General features: G+C 53.4%; 14 protein-coding genes. 9 read left to right on the forward strand and 5 right to left on the reverse strand.

Annotated features, from left to right (window positions below; genetic code table 11):
• Nucleotides 1–3: 3 nt before the first annotated feature.
• The gene (locus tag AB1483_05455) at nucleotides 4–1,179 is read right to left on the reverse strand and encodes an amidohydrolase family protein (GenBank protein ID MEW6411904.1); all 1,176 of its coding nucleotides are present in this window, start codon (nucleotides 1,177–1,179) and stop codon (nucleotides 4–6) included.
• 181 nt (nucleotides 1,180–1,360) lie between these two features.
• On the opposite strand from AB1483_05455, the gene AB1483_05460 reads away from it, so the two are divergent.
• Complete coding sequence (locus tag AB1483_05460) at nucleotides 1,361–2,116, forward strand: CPBP family intramembrane glutamic endopeptidase (protein MEW6411905.1); 756 nt, start codon at nucleotides 1,361–1,363, stop codon at nucleotides 2,114–2,116.
• A gap of 106 nt (nucleotides 2,117–2,222) precedes the next feature.
• On the opposite strand, the gene AB1483_05465 is transcribed toward AB1483_05460, so the two are convergent.
• Both AB1483_05465 and AB1483_05470 read right to left on the reverse strand, forming a co-directional pair.
• Nucleotides 2,223–3,731, reverse strand: a complete 1,509-nt coding sequence (locus tag AB1483_05465) for a pitrilysin family protein (GenBank protein ID MEW6411906.1) — start codon at nucleotides 3,729–3,731, stop codon at nucleotides 2,223–2,225.
• Nucleotides 3,732–3,756: 25 nt separating this feature from the next.
• Entirely contained in the window at nucleotides 3,757–5,553 is a 1,797-nt protein-coding gene (locus AB1483_05470) for a pitrilysin family protein (protein ID MEW6411907.1), read from the reverse strand.
• Nucleotides 5,554–5,793: 240 nt separating this feature from the next.
• Between AB1483_05470 and AB1483_05475 the strand changes: the two genes are divergently transcribed.
• From AB1483_05475 to AB1483_05500, 6 genes are all read left to right on the forward strand, one after another.
• A complete protein-coding gene (locus AB1483_05475) occupies nucleotides 5,794–6,174 on the forward strand; it encodes a hypothetical protein (protein MEW6411908.1) in 381 nt (126 codons plus the stop codon).
• Nucleotides 6,175–6,539: 365 nt separating this feature from the next.
• Nucleotides 6,540–6,956 (forward strand): hypothetical protein, encoded by a 417-nt coding sequence (locus AB1483_05480; protein ID MEW6411909.1) that lies wholly within the window; start codon nucleotides 6,540–6,542, stop codon nucleotides 6,954–6,956.
• Nucleotides 6,957–7,128: 172 nt separating this feature from the next.
• Nucleotides 7,129–7,530, forward strand: coding sequence for a hypothetical protein (locus AB1483_05485; GenBank protein MEW6411910.1), 402 nt, complete (start codon nucleotides 7,129–7,131; stop codon nucleotides 7,528–7,530).
• A 93-nt stretch (nucleotides 7,531–7,623) separates the two neighbouring features.
• A complete protein-coding gene (locus tag AB1483_05490; GenBank protein ID MEW6411911.1) occupies nucleotides 7,624–8,880 on the forward strand; it encodes a TolC family protein in 1,257 nt (418 codons plus the stop codon).
• A gap of 4 nt (nucleotides 8,881–8,884) precedes the next feature.
• Complete coding sequence (locus AB1483_05495; protein MEW6411912.1) at nucleotides 8,885–10,432, forward strand: efflux RND transporter periplasmic adaptor subunit; 1,548 nt, start codon at nucleotides 8,885–8,887, stop codon at nucleotides 10,430–10,432.
• Complete coding sequence (locus AB1483_05500; protein MEW6411913.1) at nucleotides 10,422–13,550, forward strand: CusA/CzcA family heavy metal efflux RND transporter; 3,129 nt, start codon at nucleotides 10,422–10,424, stop codon at nucleotides 13,548–13,550. Before AB1483_05495 ends, AB1483_05500 begins: the two co-directional genes overlap by 11 nt.
• Here AB1483_05500 and AB1483_05505 read toward each other — a convergent pair.
• The gene (locus AB1483_05505; protein MEW6411914.1) at nucleotides 13,547–14,611 is read right to left on the reverse strand and encodes a hypothetical protein; all 1,065 of its coding nucleotides are present in this window, start codon (nucleotides 14,609–14,611) and stop codon (nucleotides 13,547–13,549) included. The two genes, AB1483_05500 and AB1483_05505, sit on opposite strands and share 4 nt — an antisense overlap.
• 382 nt (nucleotides 14,612–14,993) lie before the next feature.
• Between AB1483_05505 and AB1483_05510 the strand changes: the two genes are divergently transcribed.
• Nucleotides 14,994–16,277: a hypothetical protein gene (locus AB1483_05510; GenBank protein ID MEW6411915.1), complete on the forward strand. Its 1,284-nt coding sequence runs from the start codon at nucleotides 14,994–14,996 to the stop codon at nucleotides 16,275–16,277.
• Between the two features lie 64 nt (nucleotides 16,278–16,341).
• Entirely contained in the window at nucleotides 16,342–18,753 is a 2,412-nt protein-coding gene (locus AB1483_05515; GenBank protein ID MEW6411916.1) for a TonB-dependent receptor, read from the forward strand.
• A gap of 20 nt (nucleotides 18,754–18,773) precedes the next feature.
• On the opposite strand, the gene AB1483_05520 is transcribed toward AB1483_05515, so the two are convergent.
• Nucleotides 18,774–19,799, reverse strand: coding sequence for a chemotaxis response regulator protein-glutamate methylesterase (locus AB1483_05520; GenBank protein MEW6411917.1), 1,026 nt, complete (start codon nucleotides 19,797–19,799; stop codon nucleotides 18,774–18,776).
• Nucleotide 19,800: the final 1 nt, after the last annotated feature.

The following is a 19,800-nucleotide window of genomic DNA, read 5'->3' on the forward strand; positions in this document are numbered from 1 at the left end:
ATTCTATCTTTCGTCGCGGATCACGACACCATCGTGGATTACCATCAGAATATCAGCCAGGTTGTTGATGTCTTCGAGCGGGTTGCTGTTAACAACAAGGATATCGGCAATCTTGCCGATTTCCAGTGTTCCAATCTCATCCTCTAAGTTGCAAACCCTGGCGGCGTTCTTGGTGCCGGCAACTATGATGTCCATCTCCGACATCCCCGAGCGCCGCATAAGGTTCATTTCATCCAGCGGCATACCAATCTGGAAAACAGCATCGTAGCCGTCGTAATCGGTGCCAAGCGCAACCTCTCCCCCGGCCTGAACGAATTTGCGAAGGTTGATAATAGCCGCGTCGACCGTACCATATCCCACTTTCTGCCAGAGTTCGAGTGTGGGGACCCAGTAGATAGTGTCGGTGATCATCTGGTCTACAGTGCTATCGGGGAGAAAATCTGTAATCATGTGGGCCATATCATCGGCGCCGGCCTCGAGCGCGCGCCCGAGGTCATACGAAACGAGAACATGAGCCGACACCAGAGTGCCGTGTTCATGGGCGACTTCGACGATGGCCGAAGCTTCATCGTGTGAAAGTGAGGGTATTTCCATACCGAAGCTCTCGCCTGATTCCATGCTTATCTTTATGATATCAGCGCCCTCGGCAAGCAGTTGAGCGGTTTTCTGCCGGGCGTCATCGACGGAATATACCGGAAGCATACATGATGCCCCCCAGGGCACATAGGGGTAGCCGTTCGGAACGCTGATCATCGGGCCGGCCGCAACCAGTCGGGCGCAGGCGGGATTCTCACGGACACTGTCGCGCCAGACAAAGAGGGTTGGGCCGCAGAGGTCGCGAACGGTGGTGACGCCGCCGCGCGCCCATGCTTCGAGGTTGGTTCGATTGAAGCCGCTGTGAATGTGAGCGTTGAAAAACCCCGGAAGGACATAAGCTCCTGAGAGGTCGATTATTGGCAGACTGGCAGGAATCGGTGTTGAGCCGACCGAGCCGACAGCGGTTATGCGGCCGTTTTCGACCACCAGAGCGGCATCGGAAACCGGAGCACTGCCGGTACCATCGATGAGGGTAAAGTTGATAAAAGCGAACCTGTCGCCGATTTCATCGGGCGAGGTCGCGTTGTTGCAGGATCCGAAGATGACAAAGGCCAGCAGGAGTATCAGCCCGCTGTTTTTCATGTCGATTGCTCCTCGGAAAAGGGTCCGGTTTGAATAGCCGATAGATAAACGTTCGATATGAGTCATTTGTTTACACGGGACCCATAGCGTAGTTTCTGCCTTCAGAGGAGGTGGTCGAATAACGACATGATCGAAGAGTAGCCGGATTATAAACTTGACTGCCGACGGCGCGATGCGGATAATGAATTCAGTTTCTCCCATGAAGAAGAAGGGTAATTTCATGTCAATCAACCAGGCATCACGGGTTCTCTCGGCGCTTTCAATCGCGGTGGCGATTTTCCTGGTCGCTATTGTCCTGCCGAGGATGATTTTCGAGTCGGGTCCGGCTCGCTTAGCGACTACCCAGGGACTGGAGTTGATACTGTCGCTTGTCGCAATCGCGGTTTTGGGCAAAGGGAAATTCAGCGAGTACGGTTTTTGTTTGCCGAAAGGCGGGTATCAGTGGATGTTGATAGCCGCGACGGCTCCGCTTCTGGGGATAGCGGCAACGATCGCCGTTCTGGGGCTGGGAGGATCCGGCAGCCCGGTGGCAAAAAGCCTCACTTTTCCTCAGATTGTATTGTTCGTGTGGATCCTGTCAAGCACGATAGAAGAAGTATTTACGCGGGGGTTTCTCCAGGGCCATCTGGCGCCTCTATCCGGCAGGTATTTGGAGTTTCCTTTATTCAAGATTGAAATTCCTGTTTTGGTCAGCGCGGTGTTTTTCTCGGCGATGCACTTGGTGCTGGCGTTCAGTGGCGCTGACGCAGTCACGACGGTTGTGACCCTGTTGTTTACGTTCGCGATAGGTCTCATAGCCGGGCATCTGAGGTCGCTCACGGGTAGTCTTATTCCGGCAATAGTGGTGCATATGCTGGCCAATATTGGCGGGATGATCGGCGGGATCTTGTACGCCGTGTTCTGCATGCTCACCGGGCGGCCGTTGCCGGGGGTGTAGGGCCTGGTACCGCCAGCGCACAGTTCAATTCGACTTTTGAGGTTTCCCATCCGATAAAAAAAAGCCTCCCCTGTTCGGGGAGGCTTCATCATAAAGCGTAATGACACTACTTGATTTCGAGTGTCATAGGATCGCGAAGCGGGATGATCGTAATCTCGCCGAAGTCCGAGAAGTGTTCGGAGTGTTTGTCCGAACCTTGTTCGGCAGCTTCGGGGTCGCCGACAACGAGATAGACAAGTTTGTCGGGATGCAGATATTTTTGCGCCGCCGCCAGAACATCATCGGGGGTTACCGCCTCGAAGTTCTTTTCGTAATCCTGCCAATAATTATCGGGTCTTCCCGTGTAATCATCCGAGGCAAAAGTGTTGACAATGAGGTTCTTGCCGCTAAACGGGTTGACGAGATTTCCGATAAATGAGGCTTTAGAGTTCTCGACAATTTCAGGATCGCACTTTTCCTCTCGGATACGTTTGATTTCCTTCACCATGAGGCCCGTGCCAAAGGCGGCCGTTTCGTGCTTGGTTTGAAACCAGGCCCGGAAGGTACCGGGATACAGAACCGGGCGGTCGAATCGGCTGCCCACACTGTAGGATAATCCCTCATCGGAACGTACACGTCGGACTATACGCGAAGTGAATCCGCCGCCTCCAAGGATATCGTTCATGACTGCCAGCGCGAATTCATCCGGGATATCTCTCGTCACTCCCAAATGACCAATAAGAACACGCGATTGGTTGACATCCTCTTTCTTGAGCATGTAGACGCCCGGTTTCGGCTCGGGAATGTTTTCAGTGATTTCCGGAAGGGTGAGTTCGTGATCGCCCCATCCTTCGAGCATGCTGTCCAGTTTGGCCAGGATTTCATCGGTCTTGAAGTCACCGGAGACGGCGAAGATGAAATTGCCGGGGAAGAAATATTTCTGGTGAAATTCTATCATATCCTCGCGGGTGATGGAATTGACTGAACCTTCGGTTTGCCGAAGTGGTGTCGTGCACGGGTGATTACCGTACATGAGAAATTCCCATTCGCGTCTTTCTATATCCGAAGTCGAAGCATTGCGCTGTTCCAGTTCGGACAGGATGTCGGTGCGGTAACGATCCAGGGCCTGCTGGTCGAACACCGGGGTACGGATGACTTTGGAGAGCAGGCCGAGGCCTTCATCGATATCTTTCGACAGGCAGAAAAGGCTGGCCTCTCCCCTGTCATCTTCCATACGTATGGAGATTTCGCCGGCAAGGTAAGCCAGACGTTCATCGAGAGCGCTTGCGGTCATACCTTCGACCCCGCCGTTTCGCATGAGATACGCCGTCATATTGGCCAGACCGGCTTTTTCGACCGGATCATACATGGAGCCGGTTTTCACGATGATAGCAAGATCGAAGGTGGGCATTTCCGGATTTTCGATAACGTAGGCAGTCGCGCCGCACTTCAGGGTATGGCGAAAGTCCTGGGGTTTGGGTGGTTGATATTGCAGTTTTTCGTATTTCAGTTTTTCGGGGTGGTCGACGATATCGGCCGCAGTCACACTGGCGACGAAGGCCAGCAGAATGGTCATCGCCAGGATGGCTGCCACTGCCGCCAGTCGACCTGATGACATATAGTATGATTTATTCATAATTTTGTCTCCTGTGGCAGATGCCTTAGTTTCCTTCGGCGGCTTTCAATTCGGCCAGTTTCTTGTTGGCGACGCCGAGCAGTTTCTCCGTCATTTCCTTTTCTTTCGGGTCTTCGATTTTGTCGAGCTGCATCGAAACCATAGCTATCATCTGCTGAAGTTTGGTAGCATCAGTCATGGAATTGATCATGGTAACCTTCTGGTTAAACTGATCATCCTCACCAGCCTCCTGCATCTCCTGACCGCCGGCTGTCTCTTTGCTGTTTATTATCAGGACGTTTCGCTGGTCGTCGGCGAAATACTTGTTGGCGACGCGCATGATGTCATCGGCTGTCACCAGTTCCATTTTCTTGAGCCCGTTGTTGGCTTCGGTCCAGTCGCCATAGGCGGCGTTCTGACCAAGATAGAACAGAATGCCTATTCCGGACATGATATCCATGAATCGGATTTTCTGTACCATCAGTTGGTTTTTGACTTTCTGGAGTTCTTCTTCGGCAACCGGGTTGGTTTTCAGGTCTTCAATCATCTCATACATGGCCTCTTCGAGTTGTTCGGCCCTGACGCCCGATACCGCCTCGGCTGACATCTGGAAAGCTCCCGCGTATTTTCTGGAGTCCTGATTGGCGCCGACCGCGAGATCATCACCCGGCATCATGCGGCCACCGCCGCCACCGGAGCTTTTAGCGATACCTTTTTCATCGACGAGCTTTTTGTAAAGACGTCCCGTTTTGCCGCTCATGATTCCGGCCAGAACCTCAAGCGGGTAGCTGTCGGGATGTTTCCACGCCACGGTGTGATACCAGATCTCGGCTTTGGGACTGGACTCCGCTTCGGCAAGCAACCGCTTTTCCCCGTATTGTTTCTCTTCAAGAGTGGTAACATCAGGCGGATCCACTTTGCCGCGCGGGATACGCTCGAAATACTCCTTTACCATCTTGATCATCTTGTCCGGCTCGAGATCGCCGACCAGGATCATGACCAGATTATTCGGGGCGTAGTAGGTTTCAAAGTATTGATCGGCCTGAGCGCGGGTGATACTACCCAGATCAGACGGCCAGCCTATTACGTCCCAGTGGTACGACGATGATTTCCAGAACATGGAAAGAAAATCTTCTTCGATGAGTCCGGTCGGGGTTGACTCGACCCCGAGGCGTCGTTCTTCGCGGACAACATCGCGCTCCGAGTAGAATTCTCTGAAGACGGGGTTATTGAAACGGTCCGATTCGAGCCACATATAGAGTTCGATTTTGTTTTTCGGCAAGCGAACAAGATATCCGGTCATATCTTCGCTGGTGAAGGCGTTGAGAAAGAAGCCGCCGTTTTTGGAGTAGAGTTCATCGAGCTGGTCTTTGATGATGAGTTGTCTTTGTTCGAGGATGAGGCTGTCGAAGACCTTTTCGATTTCGCGGTAGCGGGGAGTCTTGGAAACGGGGTCGTAGAGGTCGTCGATCTCGCCCCGCCGCAGTTGTTCGCGCATGATTCGTTCTTCGGTTCTCATCAGAGCGCGCAGGGAATCAAGCTGCGCCATTATTTCACGGTCGCGAACGATGTCTTTGGTTCCTATTGTTTCCGTGCCTTTGAACATCATGTGTTCGAACAGGTGGGATATACCGGTGATACCGGTAATTTCGTTGGCCGAGCCGACCTTGGCGAATATGGAGGCCATTATCGTTGGTGATTCGTGGCGCTCGACCATAAGGACCTGCATGCCGTTATCGAGCCGGTATTCTTTGGCGTCGATATTCTGGGCGGTCGCCGTGGAGATACTGAAAACCAGCATCAGCACGGTAATCAGGACCGCAGATACAAAGCATTTTCGCATGAACCTCTCCTGGGTGATTATGTATTTTGTTTGCTGCTAACACTTTCTCGAATAAAGTGATTTGGCATTATAAGAGAAATCGCACAGGAAATCAAGAGCAGGTTAATCCAGTGCCGTTTATCGACTTCACAAGACTGTCGCATACTTCATTGACCGGCGAAACAGAACAAAAACAGGGTCGTAGACAATACCACAGGCTGGTTCGTCATTGAGTTAAAGGAGCTATTTGAGGAGGTGTGTGTGGAAGGTGACAGACGCACCGAGAGAAGGATATTACTTATCTGCGTGATGTTGTTCGCGGTCGGCGCGGTCGGGTGGGTTGGCTTTCGTGGTCAAATGGCCGGTTACATCTTTGCGCACGTAGGTGCGGTTGGTGTTGTGGGGCTTCTGGGGGTGGCAATGGGATTCATTGCGAAAAAGAAGGGGCGCGATTTCATCACAGCGTTTCTGCTCGGTTGGTTGGTTCCGATAGTTCTTGGAGTGGCCGCCGTGTTCGCGGTGTGTCTGGTCGGTGGACCGGGCACGCCAATTTATTGTGGCGGATCAGTGAGCCTGGCGGTGTCAGTTTTGATGATCGTTGTTTACTCGCTTCTTCGCAGGAAGACCGGCCAGCCGGCGTAAGGGTTATTGATAACGGGCCGGGGTGTTCAGAATTCATACAAAATGGCTGCCGGAGTCTATTATTCTTTCCGAGGGCTTGATTATTTCCTTGTTCGAGCTTATCTTTCAGGTAGTCATCGGAGGGACATCACTGCCAAAGCTCCTCGCATTTGATTTCATGGATTTTGCCACTCCTCAGGGATGAGAAGGCTGATTGATGGTCTGTATTCGGCAGGTGGATGCCGTACAAGTTCTGAGAGGCGTCGCCGGTGAGATGAATATGACAGAGGTATGAAGACGTGAACTCGCGAAAGTACATTGGCAGATGTTTGGAATCTTCGCGAAGATTCATGGTGAGGTATGTTTTACGGTCAGTGTTTTTTCTGATGCTGCTATCATTTGCCTGGCAGGGCTGCGCCACCAATTATCATGCCCCCTATCGGTTCATTGGATCATCGTCCGAAGACTCTCGAGAAGGGATTGACCCTGAGTTGCATGCGGGCGTGCAGTCACCTGCTGAGGATTCTGTTGAAGTGTCCGGGCCGGCGGTTCTCTCGTCCGCCGAGCAGACTCCGCTGGCGTCTTATCCTTCGGAGAGTCAAGGCCAGCCGGATGAAGAATTATCCACTCGGTGTGCTCTCAGCCGTGCGCTCGAGGGAAAGATCGAGGCCGGTTTGGCGCTGGCTATCTTCTTGTTGGTCCCCAATCGCTATTTCAAAGCGGTCGCAATGGCGGCGGCTCCGTTTATCGAGGATTGGATTCTAAATGGGGTGGACTGGCTCTTTGAGACGCCATCGCCCTGAGTTTTGTATTCTCACCAATTTCAGAGACCATAAGAAGCTGGCGGGGAAGGTTATGCTATTGTCGTCCAGTTGGTTGGAGCTGCAGCCGTTTTTCCGGGAAGCCTCGCCGATTTTTCGGCACCATTTTGGTTGTCATCTGTTGTATAAATCACGTAACACTTTTTGAGATCTTATGAGACTACTTGAAGGCAGCATGACAATTCTGGCCGGACTGATACTGGCTCTCAGCCCGATTCTCCAGATACAGACAGCCTCAGCATCAATTCCGGCAGTGTCCGGCAAGGCTTGCGATACATCGGCCTGCTGTTGTTGCTCGATGGAATCTCCCGGTGTGGACGATCGGCCAGTTGAAAGCGGTTGCCAGTGCAGCATTTCGGATTCGCAAGAACCGTTTGATGTCGATACTAATGCCAAGGATAGCCGTGTCAGTCGTGACGTTCAGTATAGATACGAATCCTTGTTGCTTGATCGGTTTGTCCCCCTCTACAGACCGGGTGTTGTTTACTCGGCAGTTACATATGACGCCGGCAAGTCTCCGCCGGCTTACATCCTTGCCTGTTCATTTCTGATTTAGTCATCAGCATAGGCACCGGCCTGCAACTGCAGAGTTGAAGTGCGTCTTTTCGTTTTTCACTGATAAGCAACATTAACGAAGGAGTAATTTATCATGACCAGACCGTGGATAGCGGCGCTGGTGCTGCTGATGTTTGTAATAACAGGCGGTTCGGCGAGGGGCAATCAGGCAGTTCTCGATTCATTGATAGCGGAGGCACTGGCCAATAATCCATCTTTGAAGGCGGCGGCTTTCGAAGCCAATGGATCGAGGTTCAGCGCGAACGCGGCCGGGACGCTACCGGACCCCGAGTTTTCGATCGGCCTGATGAATCTTCCCCGTACTTCGCTGGCCCTCGATGAAGTGCCGATGTCGGGTGTTTCGCTCGGGTTTTCACAAATGGTGCCCTGGCCGGGCAAGCTGAAGGCCGCGTCCCGAATTGCCCGGATCGACCAGCAGCGCGACGAGGTATCGATAGCGGCTGTGCGCAACCGGGTGATTCGCGAAGTGACCGATGCCTACTACGATTATTCGTACTGGAAACTCGGCGAAGGTTTAATTGACGACAATCTTGAACTGACAAAAGCGACCGTCGCCGTAACCGAGGAGCGCTACGCCAACGGTGACGCCACGGCTCATGATGTTCTAATGGCGCAGACGACCGCTTCGCGCCTCGAAATACGTCTTCTGACCGCCCGTCAGATGCAGCAGTCGGCAATACTTGAATTATGCCGCGTTGTTGGGGATTCCTCGGACGCGGAGGATCTTTCTCCCTATTTACCGGTGCCGGCAGTCGTTTTCGATGATACATCGACAATATCAAGCAATCCGTACCTTCTGGACGCTGATCTTGCCACAGACCGGGCGAGAGTGAAGCGCAGTTTGTCGCGCTCGCAGTATTGGCCCGACATTATGCTGGGTGTGGATTATCTCGCGCGCAAGGCAGTGCCAGGAGATATGTCGCCCGGTACGGACTGGGTTTCGGTGCATGTCGGCCTCAGCGTACCGTTGTGGTTTTTCAGCAAGCAGAAAAACAACGTGCGGGCATCGGAGCAAATGATACTCTCATCGCAACAGCAGCAAAGGGCGGTGTCCGACAGGCTCCGTGAGCAGGTCGAAGACGGCCGGTTGAATGTGAGGGTTTTGATGGAAAGCTTGCAGAAGTATGACAATGCCATTGTGCCTCAGGCAAAGGCCGGCTACGATGCCGCGGAAATTGCCTATGAGGTAGGAAAAATAGATTTCAACGCCCTCTTAGCGGCGCAGGTGCAGCTTCTCGATGTTCAACTGGAACGTCTGGATCTGGTTCGGCGGATCAACCGGGCCAAAGCGATGCTGAGTGAGTTGTACGGGAACGAAAGTGAAAGGTAATACCATGAAAACGATAATATTAGCAGTAGCGTGCTTGGTAATTGGTTTCGCCGCGGCATATTTCTGGCGAGAAGGAAGTCGTCCGGTTGAGGCGGCGGTCAACGATAGTGAATCAGTGCTTTACACTTGCGGGATGCACCCGGAGGTGATATCGACCGAGCCGGGTACGTGCCCTATCTGCGGCATGGATCTGGTGGTGAAGAAGGGTGATGCCAAGGCAAGTGGGTTGGTACAAATCGACCCCACGACCCGGCAAAACATGGGTCTAGTTACGACGGAAGCGTCTCTCCAATCGCTGTCGAAGAGAGTGAGGGCGTTCGGGAAAGTGATGATCGCTGACCCGAACCATTATGATGTCAACCTGAAGGTCGGTGGATGGGTGGAGAAGCTTTTCGTCAATGAGACCGGTGAACGGGTCTTCAAAGGTCAACCGCTTCTTGAGATTTATTCTCCGCAGCTGGTGACCGCCCAGCGTGAGTACCTGACAGCCCTGGCGAGTTCAAAGTCGGCTGATAATCTGAAGTCGCTTCTCGAACTATCGGAAAGCCGTCTGAAAAACTGGGATATCACCGAAGACCAGCTTAACGACCTCAGGGAAGCCGGCAAGGTGAGTCGCACGATGACAATCCGGGCGCCATCGGACGGCTTCGTTATCAAAAAGTTCGTTAACGAAGGTATGGAGGTTGCGCCCGGCGCGACCTTGTACGAAATAGCCGATCTATCCACTGTCTGGGTCTCGGCTTATGTCTACGAGCAGGATCTCCCCTATGTGGCTTTGAAGCAGGATGCTGAAGTCACTACTCCGGGACTTCCAGGGCGGATCTTCGATTCGCGGGTTATCTATGTCTCCCCCTCCCTCAACCCCAAAGGGCAGGTACAGATACGGCTGGAAATGGCCAATCCGCACTTTGAGTTGAGACCCGAGATGTACGCCGAAGTGGAGCTGCAGCATCGGTCACGGCATGCCGCTCTGGTTGTACCGCGTTCGGCAGTCATCAATTCAGGGAAACGTCAGGTTGTTTATGTAGCCTCGACGGATGACACGTTCGAGCCACGGACGGTTACTACCGGTGCCGTTGATGAGAACGACATGATTGAGATCGTCAGCGGCATAGGGGCCGGGGAAAAAGTGGTAACATCGGGGCAGTTCCTTCTGGACTCCGAATCGCGCCTCAGTGAAGCTGTCGGGCAGATGGGCGGTCACCAGCACGGTTCTCAGGCGACTGTCGGGGACAATACAGTTGCGATGACATCGGATGACCAGAGCACGATGGACCAATCTATGGAAGGCCATGATCACGCTCAGCAGACATCGGATCCACACAATATCCATACCTGCCCCATGCCGCAGGATTACGATGTTCTCCATTATGGTCCGGGCAAGTGTCCGAAGTGCGGCATGGCGCTGGTTCCGGTCAGTGAAACGGATATCGGTGATGTTTGGGTTTGCCCGATGCCCCAGGACAGCGTGGCTCAGAGGGAGCCGGGAGTCTGTCCGGTCTGTGGCATGAAGCTGATCAAGTATGAACCGGGAGCAAGCCATGATCACTAAGCTGATAGAGTCATCGATTCAGCATCGGTGGCTGGTGCTGGCAGTGGCGGTCGCCATACTTGCTCTCGGGGCCTGGGCGGCCAATGTGATTACGGTAGATGCCATCCCCGACCTTTCGGATACGCAGGTGATTATTCAGACGGAGTATTCCGGTCAGCCGCCGCGCGTTGTCGAAGACCAGGTGACCTATCCTTTGTCGACGGCGATGCTATCGGTGCCGGGGGCTACATTCGTACGCGGTTTTTCGCATTTCGGCATGTCGTACGTTTATGTGATTTTCGAGGATGGTACGGACATCTACTGGGCGCGCAGCCGCGTGCTGGAATATCTCTCGCAGATGGCAGGGCGACTTCCGGCCGGTGTATTGCCGCAACTCGGTCCGGATGCAACCGGGATAGGCTGGGTGTATCAGTACGCGCTGGTGGACACAACTGACACCCATGATTTGTCGCAGCTTCGCTCAATTCAGGACTGGTACCTTAAGTACGAGTTGAGTTCGCTCGATGGAGTCGCCGAGGTTGCTTCAGTCGGAGGGTTTGTCAGGCAGTACCAGGTGGAAGTGGACCCAGCCAAGCTGGAGCACTATGGCATCGCGCTGGGTCACGTGATAAACGCCGTGAAGCGCTCGACAGGCGCTGTCGGAGGTCGGCTGCTGGAGCTTGGAGAGACCGAGTTTGTTGTCCGTTCCCAGGCCTATATCGGTGACCTCGATGATTTGAGGCAAACGCCGGTTCATATTCCGCCGGACGGTCCGCCGGTCTTTCTTTCGTCGGTGGCCCAGGTACACATGGGTCCGGAAATCCGACGGGGGGTGGCGGAACTCGATGGTAAGGGCGAGACAGTGGGCGGCATTGTCGTGATTCGTTACGGCGAGAACGCCCGCGATGTCATTAACCGGGTCAAGGAGCGACTCGAAGACCTCAAGGGTGGGCTGCCGCCGGGGGTTGAAGTCGTGCCGGTATATGACAGGTCAGCCCTGATCGACAGGGCTACCGGCAATCTCACCGATACGCTGATCAAAGAGATTCTAATAGTGGTGCTGGTGACGCTTCTGTTTCTGCTCCACGTGCGCTCGACACTAATCGCTGTCGTTACTTTGCCCGCCGGCGTCGGACTGTCTCTTCTGCTGATGCATTGGCTCGGCATCAACGCCAACATCATGTCGCTGGGCGGCATAGCGATCGCTATTGGCGTGATGGTGGATGCATCGCTGGTAACGGTGGAAAACGCCCACAAACATCTTGAGCGCTTCGGCGAGAGCAAACCTCGCGACAAAATTATACTGGATGCGGTGAAAGAGGTCGGCCCGGCGCTATTTTTTTCACTTCTTATTATCACGGTATCCTTTCTGCCCATTCTGGCGCTGGAAGGTCAATCGGGAAGGTTGTTCAAACCGCTGGCGTACACGAAAACATTCGCCATGGCGGCATCGGCCCTTATATCGATTACGATAATCCCCGCGCTGGTGGCTATATTTCTCAAAGGGAGGATACAGTCCGAGTCGCGTAATAGACTGTCACAGTTCTTTATAAGAATCTACCGGCCGGTCATCAACTTCGCGCTCAGAAGGCGATGGTGGGTAATTGGTGTATCGGTCGTGATCCTCGTGGCCACGATATTTCCGATGATGAGGCTCGGATCGGAGTTTATGCCTGCCCTTTACGAGGGAGACATGTTGTATATGCCCACCACGCTTCCGGGAATATCCATAACCAAGGCGCGGGAACTTCTGCAGCAGACCGACCGCATAATCGCATCGTTTCCCGAGGTGGAGCGGGTGTTCGGCAAGGTCGGACGGGCAGAGACCGCAACTGATCCGGCGCCGCTTACGATGCTGGAGACAACAATCACGCTCAGGCCCCTCGATGAATGGCGGCCCGGGATGACGCCGCAGAAGTTGATTGATTCTCTCGATGCGGCTGTTCAGTTCCCCGGCTTGACCAATGCCTGGACGATGCCGATCCGCGCCCGCATCGACATGCTGGCGACAGGCATCAAGACTCCCATCGGAATCAAGGTTATGGGGCCGAATCTGGATAGTCTCAACGCCATCGCCCAACGTATTGAGGCGGTGGTTAAGCCGCTTGCAGGAACACGTTCGGTTTACGCGGAAAGAATCACCGGCGGCAATTATCTCGATATCGATATTGATCGCTTCAAGACGGCGGCTTACGGCATTAGTATCGAGGATGTCAATCAGACTATCGCGTCGGCGGTCGGTGGCATGAATGTCGCCTATAATATCGAAGGGCGTGAACGTTACCCTATCAACGTACGGTACCTTCGATCGCTGCGAGACGATCCCGAAGCGATTTCAAGAGTGCTCATCGGAACAAAGGACGGCCGGAATGTGCCGCTCGGGCAGATCGCACAGCTCAGGTTCTCCAAGGGTGCGGTCATGATCAAGTCGGAAAACGCCCGACCAACCAACTGGATTTTCGTTGATCTCGAGGGTACCGATGTCGGCTCGTATGTAGAGATGGCACGTACCGAGGTGGCGCAGAAAGTGAGTCTTCCCCAGGGCTACTCGCTGGTCTGGTCAGGACAGTACGAGAACATTCAGCAGGTTGCCGCAAGACTGAAGGTCATCGTGCCGATGGTACTCTTCGTGATTCTCCTTCTGCTGTACTTGCACTTCAAGAACTTCGCCGACACGCTCATTGTCATGCTGTCACTTCCTTTCGCGCTGGTGGGCGGAATCTGGCTGATCTATCTATACGGCTACAATACATCGATCGCCGTCTGGGCTGGTTTTATCGCGCTTGCGGGACTGGCGGCTGAGACGGGTATTGTGATGCTGGTATATCTGGAAGAAGCGGTCGCGCGTTACCGATCCGAAGGACGATTGAACAGCTATGTGGATTTGAAGAAGGCGACGATTGAGGGCGCGGTCGAAAGAGTACGGCCCAAGTTAATGACAGTTGGTACGACGCTTCTGGCGCTGATTCCCATCATGGTCGGACACGGTACCGGTTCGGAAGTAATGCAGCGGATAGCGGCCCCGATGGTGGGCGGATTGATTTCATCGACGGTCTTAACGTTAATCGTGGTCCCGATTCTGTTTCTGATCGTGAACCGGGTGAAGCTTAATTTTGCGGAGGAATCGCGAGAGAGTTAGTTTCCACCGAGGAGGTATGCCGGCCGCGACGCGTTTTCGACGAGAAGCGAAATCTCGCGGGTGGACATATCGTAAATGAATATGCCTTCTCCCCTGCTTAAGAGCAGGCGGTTGTCGGTAAGCCAGCAGAACTCGTTGCCCGATATTTCGTGAATATCGACCGGGTTGTCTCTCGCGAGCACATACCCGTTGGGAGGGTAGCCCGGCATGTAGAATATACCGATACAACTGTCGCCCGGGCTCCACTGAACCCGGCAGCCGCTCTTGGGCTTCGCCGGTAACGAGGCGAGCTTCGCAGGTGAGCCGTCGGCAAGACTATAAAGCATGAGATTGTCTATGGATTGGCTGTCGACAGTCTCTACCGTAAGAAACGCGATGAACTCGTCGTCAGTGGAGAAACATGGATCGAAAAGCCAGCGGGCGTTGGCGATAATCCTGTCCTCGCCCGTTTCAGCATTCGACAGGTGCAAGCGCTGCTCGAATGTCTTGCCCAGCCCGATGTCATCGATATAGGCTACCAGTCTGCCACCGGATGAAATACCCGCCTCCATAAGCCGGGTTCCCAGCATATAATCCAGTTCAACTTTTGTCCGGCTGGCGATATCGTACTCGAAGAACCTCGAAACATCATAGCCAGAAGACCAGTAGTATAGAAGCTTATGCGCAGAGGTCCACCTGACGGGATTGAGCCATTCGCCTTCGGGCTCGATCTGCGCGATAGTATCCAAGGTCGTGAGATCGACAAACACTATGGAGTAAATCTCAGTCTGCGGTATTTCTTCATCATCTTCGTAATAACCCGGCGATTCAACCATGCCGGCCACCCGTGTGTAGGCGAGATATTTAAGGTCAGGCGAGAAGGTGAATTCAGCGATCTGGCCACCGGTGCCGGTAATTTTCTCGATATTGCTGCCGTTAAGGTCGGCGGTGTAAATATCTCCGTTTTGCAGATAGGCGATTCTGTTGCGGAAATTGCCGCTCCCTTGGTCGGCGGCTGTAACCGGGATGGAACCGAACAACAGAAAAATCGACAGCGTGGCTATTGATATTGACCTGAACATAAAATTGGCCTCCCTTTCTTGCGTATTCTTGCCAGGAGGATTACGTATACATGATATCCTACAGCGACGGCATTTCACAGACAACTATTATTTGCGGTGGTGAATTTCGGGGTCTTGCCGGCGTCGACCTAAGCGCAAGTATTATTACAAGTTATGGCATTTGACCTGCCTCGGCGGCACAGGCCAGGCAAAATGGATGATTCGGGATTTGATACAGCATAAAACGCGATTTAGTATAAGCGGCTTGTGAGATTAATCAGTGAACGCGTTTTTATCGTTTTTATTATGGAGATAATTTTTGCATGGTTAGTGAAGCGGTGAATCTGCCGGCAAAAAAACGAAACAAATCGAGGCTATTCGACGAAAACAGAGGTGGGTGACTATGAGCAAGCGTCAGAACTGTCAATCATTGAAAGTCGCACTATCCGCTTTCACGGTCGTAGCTATCTTCAGCCTGTTCGCAATCGGGTGTGATGACTATTCGCACAACTCAATCACAAACACTCCCCCCGCGAATTATGTTACACTGCTGGCCTACCGGACATTCGGCGGCCTCGGGTATGACTGGGGGGCTGCTATCACGACAACCGCCGAAGGCGATTATGTCATCACCGGTTCCACTAATTCCAATGGCTACGGTGACAACACGGTCTATCTTGCCAAAGTCAATTCATCGGGCAGCCTGGTCTGGTACAACTGGGCTGGCGGCTGGGGTGACGACAACGGTATGGCGGTGGCAATGGCCCCCGATGGGAATATAATCGTAGCCGGTTATACGACATCCTACGATGTGATTGAGGGTACCAAGATCGATCCGAATTCGGGCAAACCGGTCGATGATTACAGTTTCTTTCTGGCGAAGGTTCTTCCCGATGACGGCGAGAAGGCGTGGGAGAGCGCCTTTGGCGATACGGCCTATGTTGAGAGAGGTTATGCGCTGGCGCTGTCGTCTGACGCGTACTATGTGGCGGGCTATCAGCATAGAGGTGAATCGTTGGAAGACGTATATATCGTCAAGGCGGACCTCAATGGCGATTCGGTATGGCAGAAGGCTTTCGGTACTGATAATCTCGATCGCGCGCTCTCGATGGTTCGCACGACCGACGACAATTTTGTTGTCGGTGGATACACCAAGCCGACCGGTACGAACAAGTCCAGCGCTTATCTCTTGAAGATCAATCCCGATGGTGACCAGTTGTGGGAAAGGATTCACACCGACAGCGATTATGGCCTGACTGTCTATTCCGTTGTGGGGACTTCCGATGGCGGTCTGGTGGCGGCCTGCGCCGCAATGCCGGTTTCGACAGAGGTGGGGACGAGCAATGCTCTCTATGTGATAAGAATGCATGCCGACGGCACGGTAGTCTGGAAGCAAGGTTATCCCCAATCCGGCATCAACGAGCCCAGAACGATAATCGAAAGCGCGGACGGCGGTTTTCTGGTTATGGGTCAGTATTATGCCGGACACAAACCTCTCATCGCGAAAATCGACGCCGAGGGAAAATTCGTTTGGAGCGATGATGCCGGCGGCGTGGTGGGATACGGGATGTCCATGGCGTCATTCCCAGGCGGATATGTGGTGACCGGTTCGACCACATATCCGAATCATGAGATCCTGAATGATGTAATGTTTTTCATCTTCGAAGAGGATTTGACAAATCTCTAATAATCACACGATACGCTCCCGGTGGGCGGGAGTCGCCGTTTCATAACCTGATTAGGGGAAAATCATGCGCGAAGGACAGATAAAGTATCTATTAGCATCACTGATAATAATCGGTCTGACCGCGATACCTGCGGGTCTGCTGGGAGCTTCGGCAGCGGCTCAGCAAAACACCATCACCGGCAGGGTGGTGGATATCGACGATGGCGAGCCTCTTACCGGAGTGAGCCTGAAGATTCTTGACCGGCCACTGGGGACTATCACCGATACGCTGGGCTATTTTACAATCGGCGGCCTCGAAGACGGTGTTTATCGTCTCCGGGTCAGTCATGTCGGCTATGAGACGAAAGTTCTCGACAGTATTCACTTAAGCGGCGCAAGAGCCATTACGCTGAATATAGAGCTGGTGAAGAAACCGGTATCGATTAAAGGTGTCACGGTGACTCCGGGCCAGTTTTCGATACTGAGTGATGAACCGGCAGCCACGCAACTTCTCCCGCGCGAGGTTATTGAAACGCGGCCCCAGCTCGCGGAAGACCTCTTTAGGGCGGTGCAGAGACTTCCCGGCATAGCCTACAACGATTTTTCGGCGAAGTTCAATGTCCGGGGCGGCGAGCAGGACGAGGTGTTGATAAATCTCGATGGTATGGAGCTGTACGAACCGTTTCATTTGAAGGATGTCGATGGCGGGGTTATCAGTGTGATTGATGTCGCCGCGATGGAAGGCGTGGATTTGATGGCGGGAGGTTACCCGGCCAACTATGGTGACCGGATGAGCGGCGTTTTCAATATCAAGTCGAAAAACACCGCTGCCGACACGAAACGCATTTCGCTTGGTTTGAGCCTCATGAACGCGCGTTTCTTGAGCGAAGGGACCTTTTCCGACAACAAAGGCTCGTGGCTGGTGTCGGCGCGACGGGGATATCTCGACCTGCTTCTTGATCTGTCTGGCGCCGATGATCAGCTTCGCCCGCAATACTATGACATCTTTTCCAAGCTGCGATACAAACTGAATCAACAGCAAATTCTCACATTGAATTTCCTGAGGGCCGATGATAATCTGGAGTATCTCGGCACGAAGGTTGACGACGAAAACAACGAGGGCGATACTCTTTATTCTTCGTACGGCAGCACGTATCTGTGGCTCACCCTTGATTCATACATGTCGTCCAAACTGGCAGGCAAGACCATAACCTCGTTCGGATCCGTCAGTCAGAACCGCGAGGGTCAGGTGTACGACGAGGTAGCATCGATGCCTGAAATGCAGGTTGATGATAACCGCAGTTTCGATGTCTTCGGCGCCAGGACCGACTGGGAATTTGAGGCTCACCGGAACCTTCTGTTCAAGGCGGGTCTCGACCTGAGGCATGTCTCGGCGGATTACGATTATTCGAGCTACCTGTATGACTACCGTTATAATCCCGGAGGTTATCCTTTATATATTGTCGAGGGAATCGACTCCAACAAGGTGTCCATTAATCCTTCGGGCGACAGATTCAGCGGGTATTTCGCCACCAGGGTGCGTCCGGTCGGTTTTGCCACAGCCGAGGTCGGGGTGCGCTACGACCGGGCATCGTACTCCGATGACGAGCATTTTTCGCCGCGCGCCAATCTCGCTCTCAATTTGTCACAGAAAACCACTCTCAGGTGCGGCTGGGGACATTTTTACCAGATGGAAAGGATCGATGAGATCAGCGTTCAGGATGGTCAGACCGATTTTCACAAGGCTGAAAAAGCCAGGCACATAGTGCTGGGGCTCGATCACAATTTCGCGACCGGTGAAAATCTGAGACTGAATGTCTTCTACAAAAAGTACTCCGCTCTGGCTCCCGCCTATCGAAACACTTTCGGCGAACTGGTAACTTTCCCGGAACTGGAGGAGGACCGGGTTGAAGTGACGTTCAATGGCAAGACCGCCAAGGGGGTGGAGCTGTATGTGAAGAAGGACGTTGGTGAAAAGCTGAGCTGGTGGTTCAGTTATTCGCTTTCGGAGGTACGTGACGACATAAAGAGTCTCTATTATTTCAGCGAGGGCGTGACGGTCAATTACAACGAGGAGTTTTATTTCCCTTATGACCAGCTTCACACGATGTACCTCGACCTGAATTATCGCTTCAACACCAAATGGCAGTTCAATGTGGCCTGGCAATATCATACCGGCTGGCCATTTACCGGTGTTTCACTGGTTCAGCGCGATATTGGAGACCAGACGGTATTCTACCTGGAGGCGGACGATCCGTGGCGGTCCAAGCACGATCCGTTCAAGCGGCTGGATTTGAGACTGAACCGCAAGTTTTTCATGTCAAAGGGGACGATTACCGCTTTCATCGAAGTGATAAATGTCACGGGCGCGGAGAATATCCGCAATTACGAGTATGTTCTCGTGGATAATGACGGTGTTCTTTCGATTGAGAAGCATACCGAGAAGTGGTTCGGTACCCTGCCGTCGTTCGGCATCGCTTATGACTACACGTTCTAGGGTTTAGCTTCGCCGCCAGCCTACAAGCGCTCAAGGATTTTGGCGGGTATTCGATCGAGAGGTTCGACTGAATCGACGGCTCCCAGTTTCACTGCTTCATGCGGCATACCGTAGACAACGCAGGTTTCCTCGTTCTGGGCGATCGTGTACGCGCCGTTCTGTTTCATTTCCAGCATCCCTTCGGCTCCATCAGCTCCCATACCGGTTAGGATGACACCCACGGCATTTGCCCCGGCGTAGCGTGCGACCGATTTAAAGAGCACGGTCACGGAAGGTCGGTGCCGGTTGACAAGCGGGCCGCGTTTGACGCGGACGAAATAATTCGCACCGGAACGTTCCAGGGTCATGTGCTGATTGCCCGGGGCAATGAGGGCTTTTCCGGGTATTACGGAGTCACCGTTTTCGGCCTCTTTGACGCGCAGGTCGCAATTCTGGTTGAGTCTTTCGGCGAACGCCCGCGTGAAGTTTTCCGGCATGTGTTGTACGATGACTATTCCGGCGGTGTTGACGGGCAGGGTACCGAGGACCATCTCCAGGGCGCGGGTTCCTCCTGTGGAAGCGCCGATTGCCACGACTTTGTTGGTCGTTCGGGTAAGAGATAGTTTTGTCGGTTTTGATTCTCCAGTTGGAGTTTGCTGCAGCTTTTTCTCCAGGTTCACGTAGGCGGCAGCTTTTATTTTCTGAATCAGTTCAATGGACATCTCTCCCACCGTGTAGGCGCTGCCCGGTTTGCTCATTACCTCGACCGCGCCGGCATCGAGCGCCTCCATCGCCAGTTCTCCGCCGCGGGGTGTAAGTGACGATACAACTACGGCCGGAACGGGGTGGTATTTCATAAGCTTTCGCAGAAAGGTAATACCGTCCATGCGCGGCATCTCTACATCGAGAGTAATAACGTCGGGTTGAAGCTGAAGGATTTTATCTCTCGCGACGTATGGATCCGGGGCGGTTCCGACGACCTGTATTTCAGGATCGCGCGACAGCTCTTCGCGAAAGATCTGTCGCACAATGGCCGAATCATCGACGATCAATACTTTGATACTCACG

It is taken from the genome of Candidatus Zixiibacteriota bacterium, assembly GCA_040756055.1.
Classification (GTDB): Bacteria; Zixibacteria; MSB-5A5; order GN15; family FEB-12.

Bases quoted from the DNA above. Each gene is read 5' to 3' on its own strand.
- AB1483_05455 (MEW6411904.1), bottom strand. From the start codon at position 1,179: ATGAAAAACAGCGGGCTGATACTCCTGCTGGCCTTTGTCATCTTCGGA.
- AB1483_05460 (MEW6411905.1), top strand. From the start codon at position 1,361: ATGAATTCAGTTTCTCCCATGAAGAAGAAGGGTAATTTCATGTCAATC.
- AB1483_05465 (MEW6411906.1), bottom strand. From the start codon at position 3,731: ATGAATAAATCATACTATATGTCATCAGGTCGACTGGCGGCAGTGGCA.
- AB1483_05470 (MEW6411907.1), bottom strand. From the start codon at position 5,553: ATGCGAAAATGCTTTGTATCTGCGGTCCTGATTACCGTGCTGATGCTG.
- AB1483_05480 (MEW6411909.1), top strand. From the start codon at position 6,540: ATGCTGCTATCATTTGCCTGGCAGGGCTGCGCCACCAATTATCATGCC.
- AB1483_05485 (MEW6411910.1), top strand. From the start codon at position 7,129: ATGAGACTACTTGAAGGCAGCATGACAATTCTGGCCGGACTGATACTG.
- AB1483_05490 (MEW6411911.1), top strand. From the start codon at position 7,624: ATGACCAGACCGTGGATAGCGGCGCTGGTGCTGCTGATGTTTGTAATA.
- AB1483_05495 (MEW6411912.1), top strand. From the start codon at position 8,885: ATGAAAACGATAATATTAGCAGTAGCGTGCTTGGTAATTGGTTTCGCC.
- AB1483_05500 (MEW6411913.1), top strand. From the start codon at position 10,422: ATGATCACTAAGCTGATAGAGTCATCGATTCAGCATCGGTGGCTGGTG.
- AB1483_05505 (MEW6411914.1), bottom strand. From the start codon at position 14,611: ATGTTCAGGTCAATATCAATAGCCACGCTGTCGATTTTTCTGTTGTTC.
- AB1483_05510 (MEW6411915.1), top strand. From the start codon at position 14,994: ATGAGCAAGCGTCAGAACTGTCAATCATTGAAAGTCGCACTATCCGCT.
- AB1483_05515 (MEW6411916.1), top strand. From the start codon at position 16,342: ATGCGCGAAGGACAGATAAAGTATCTATTAGCATCACTGATAATAATC.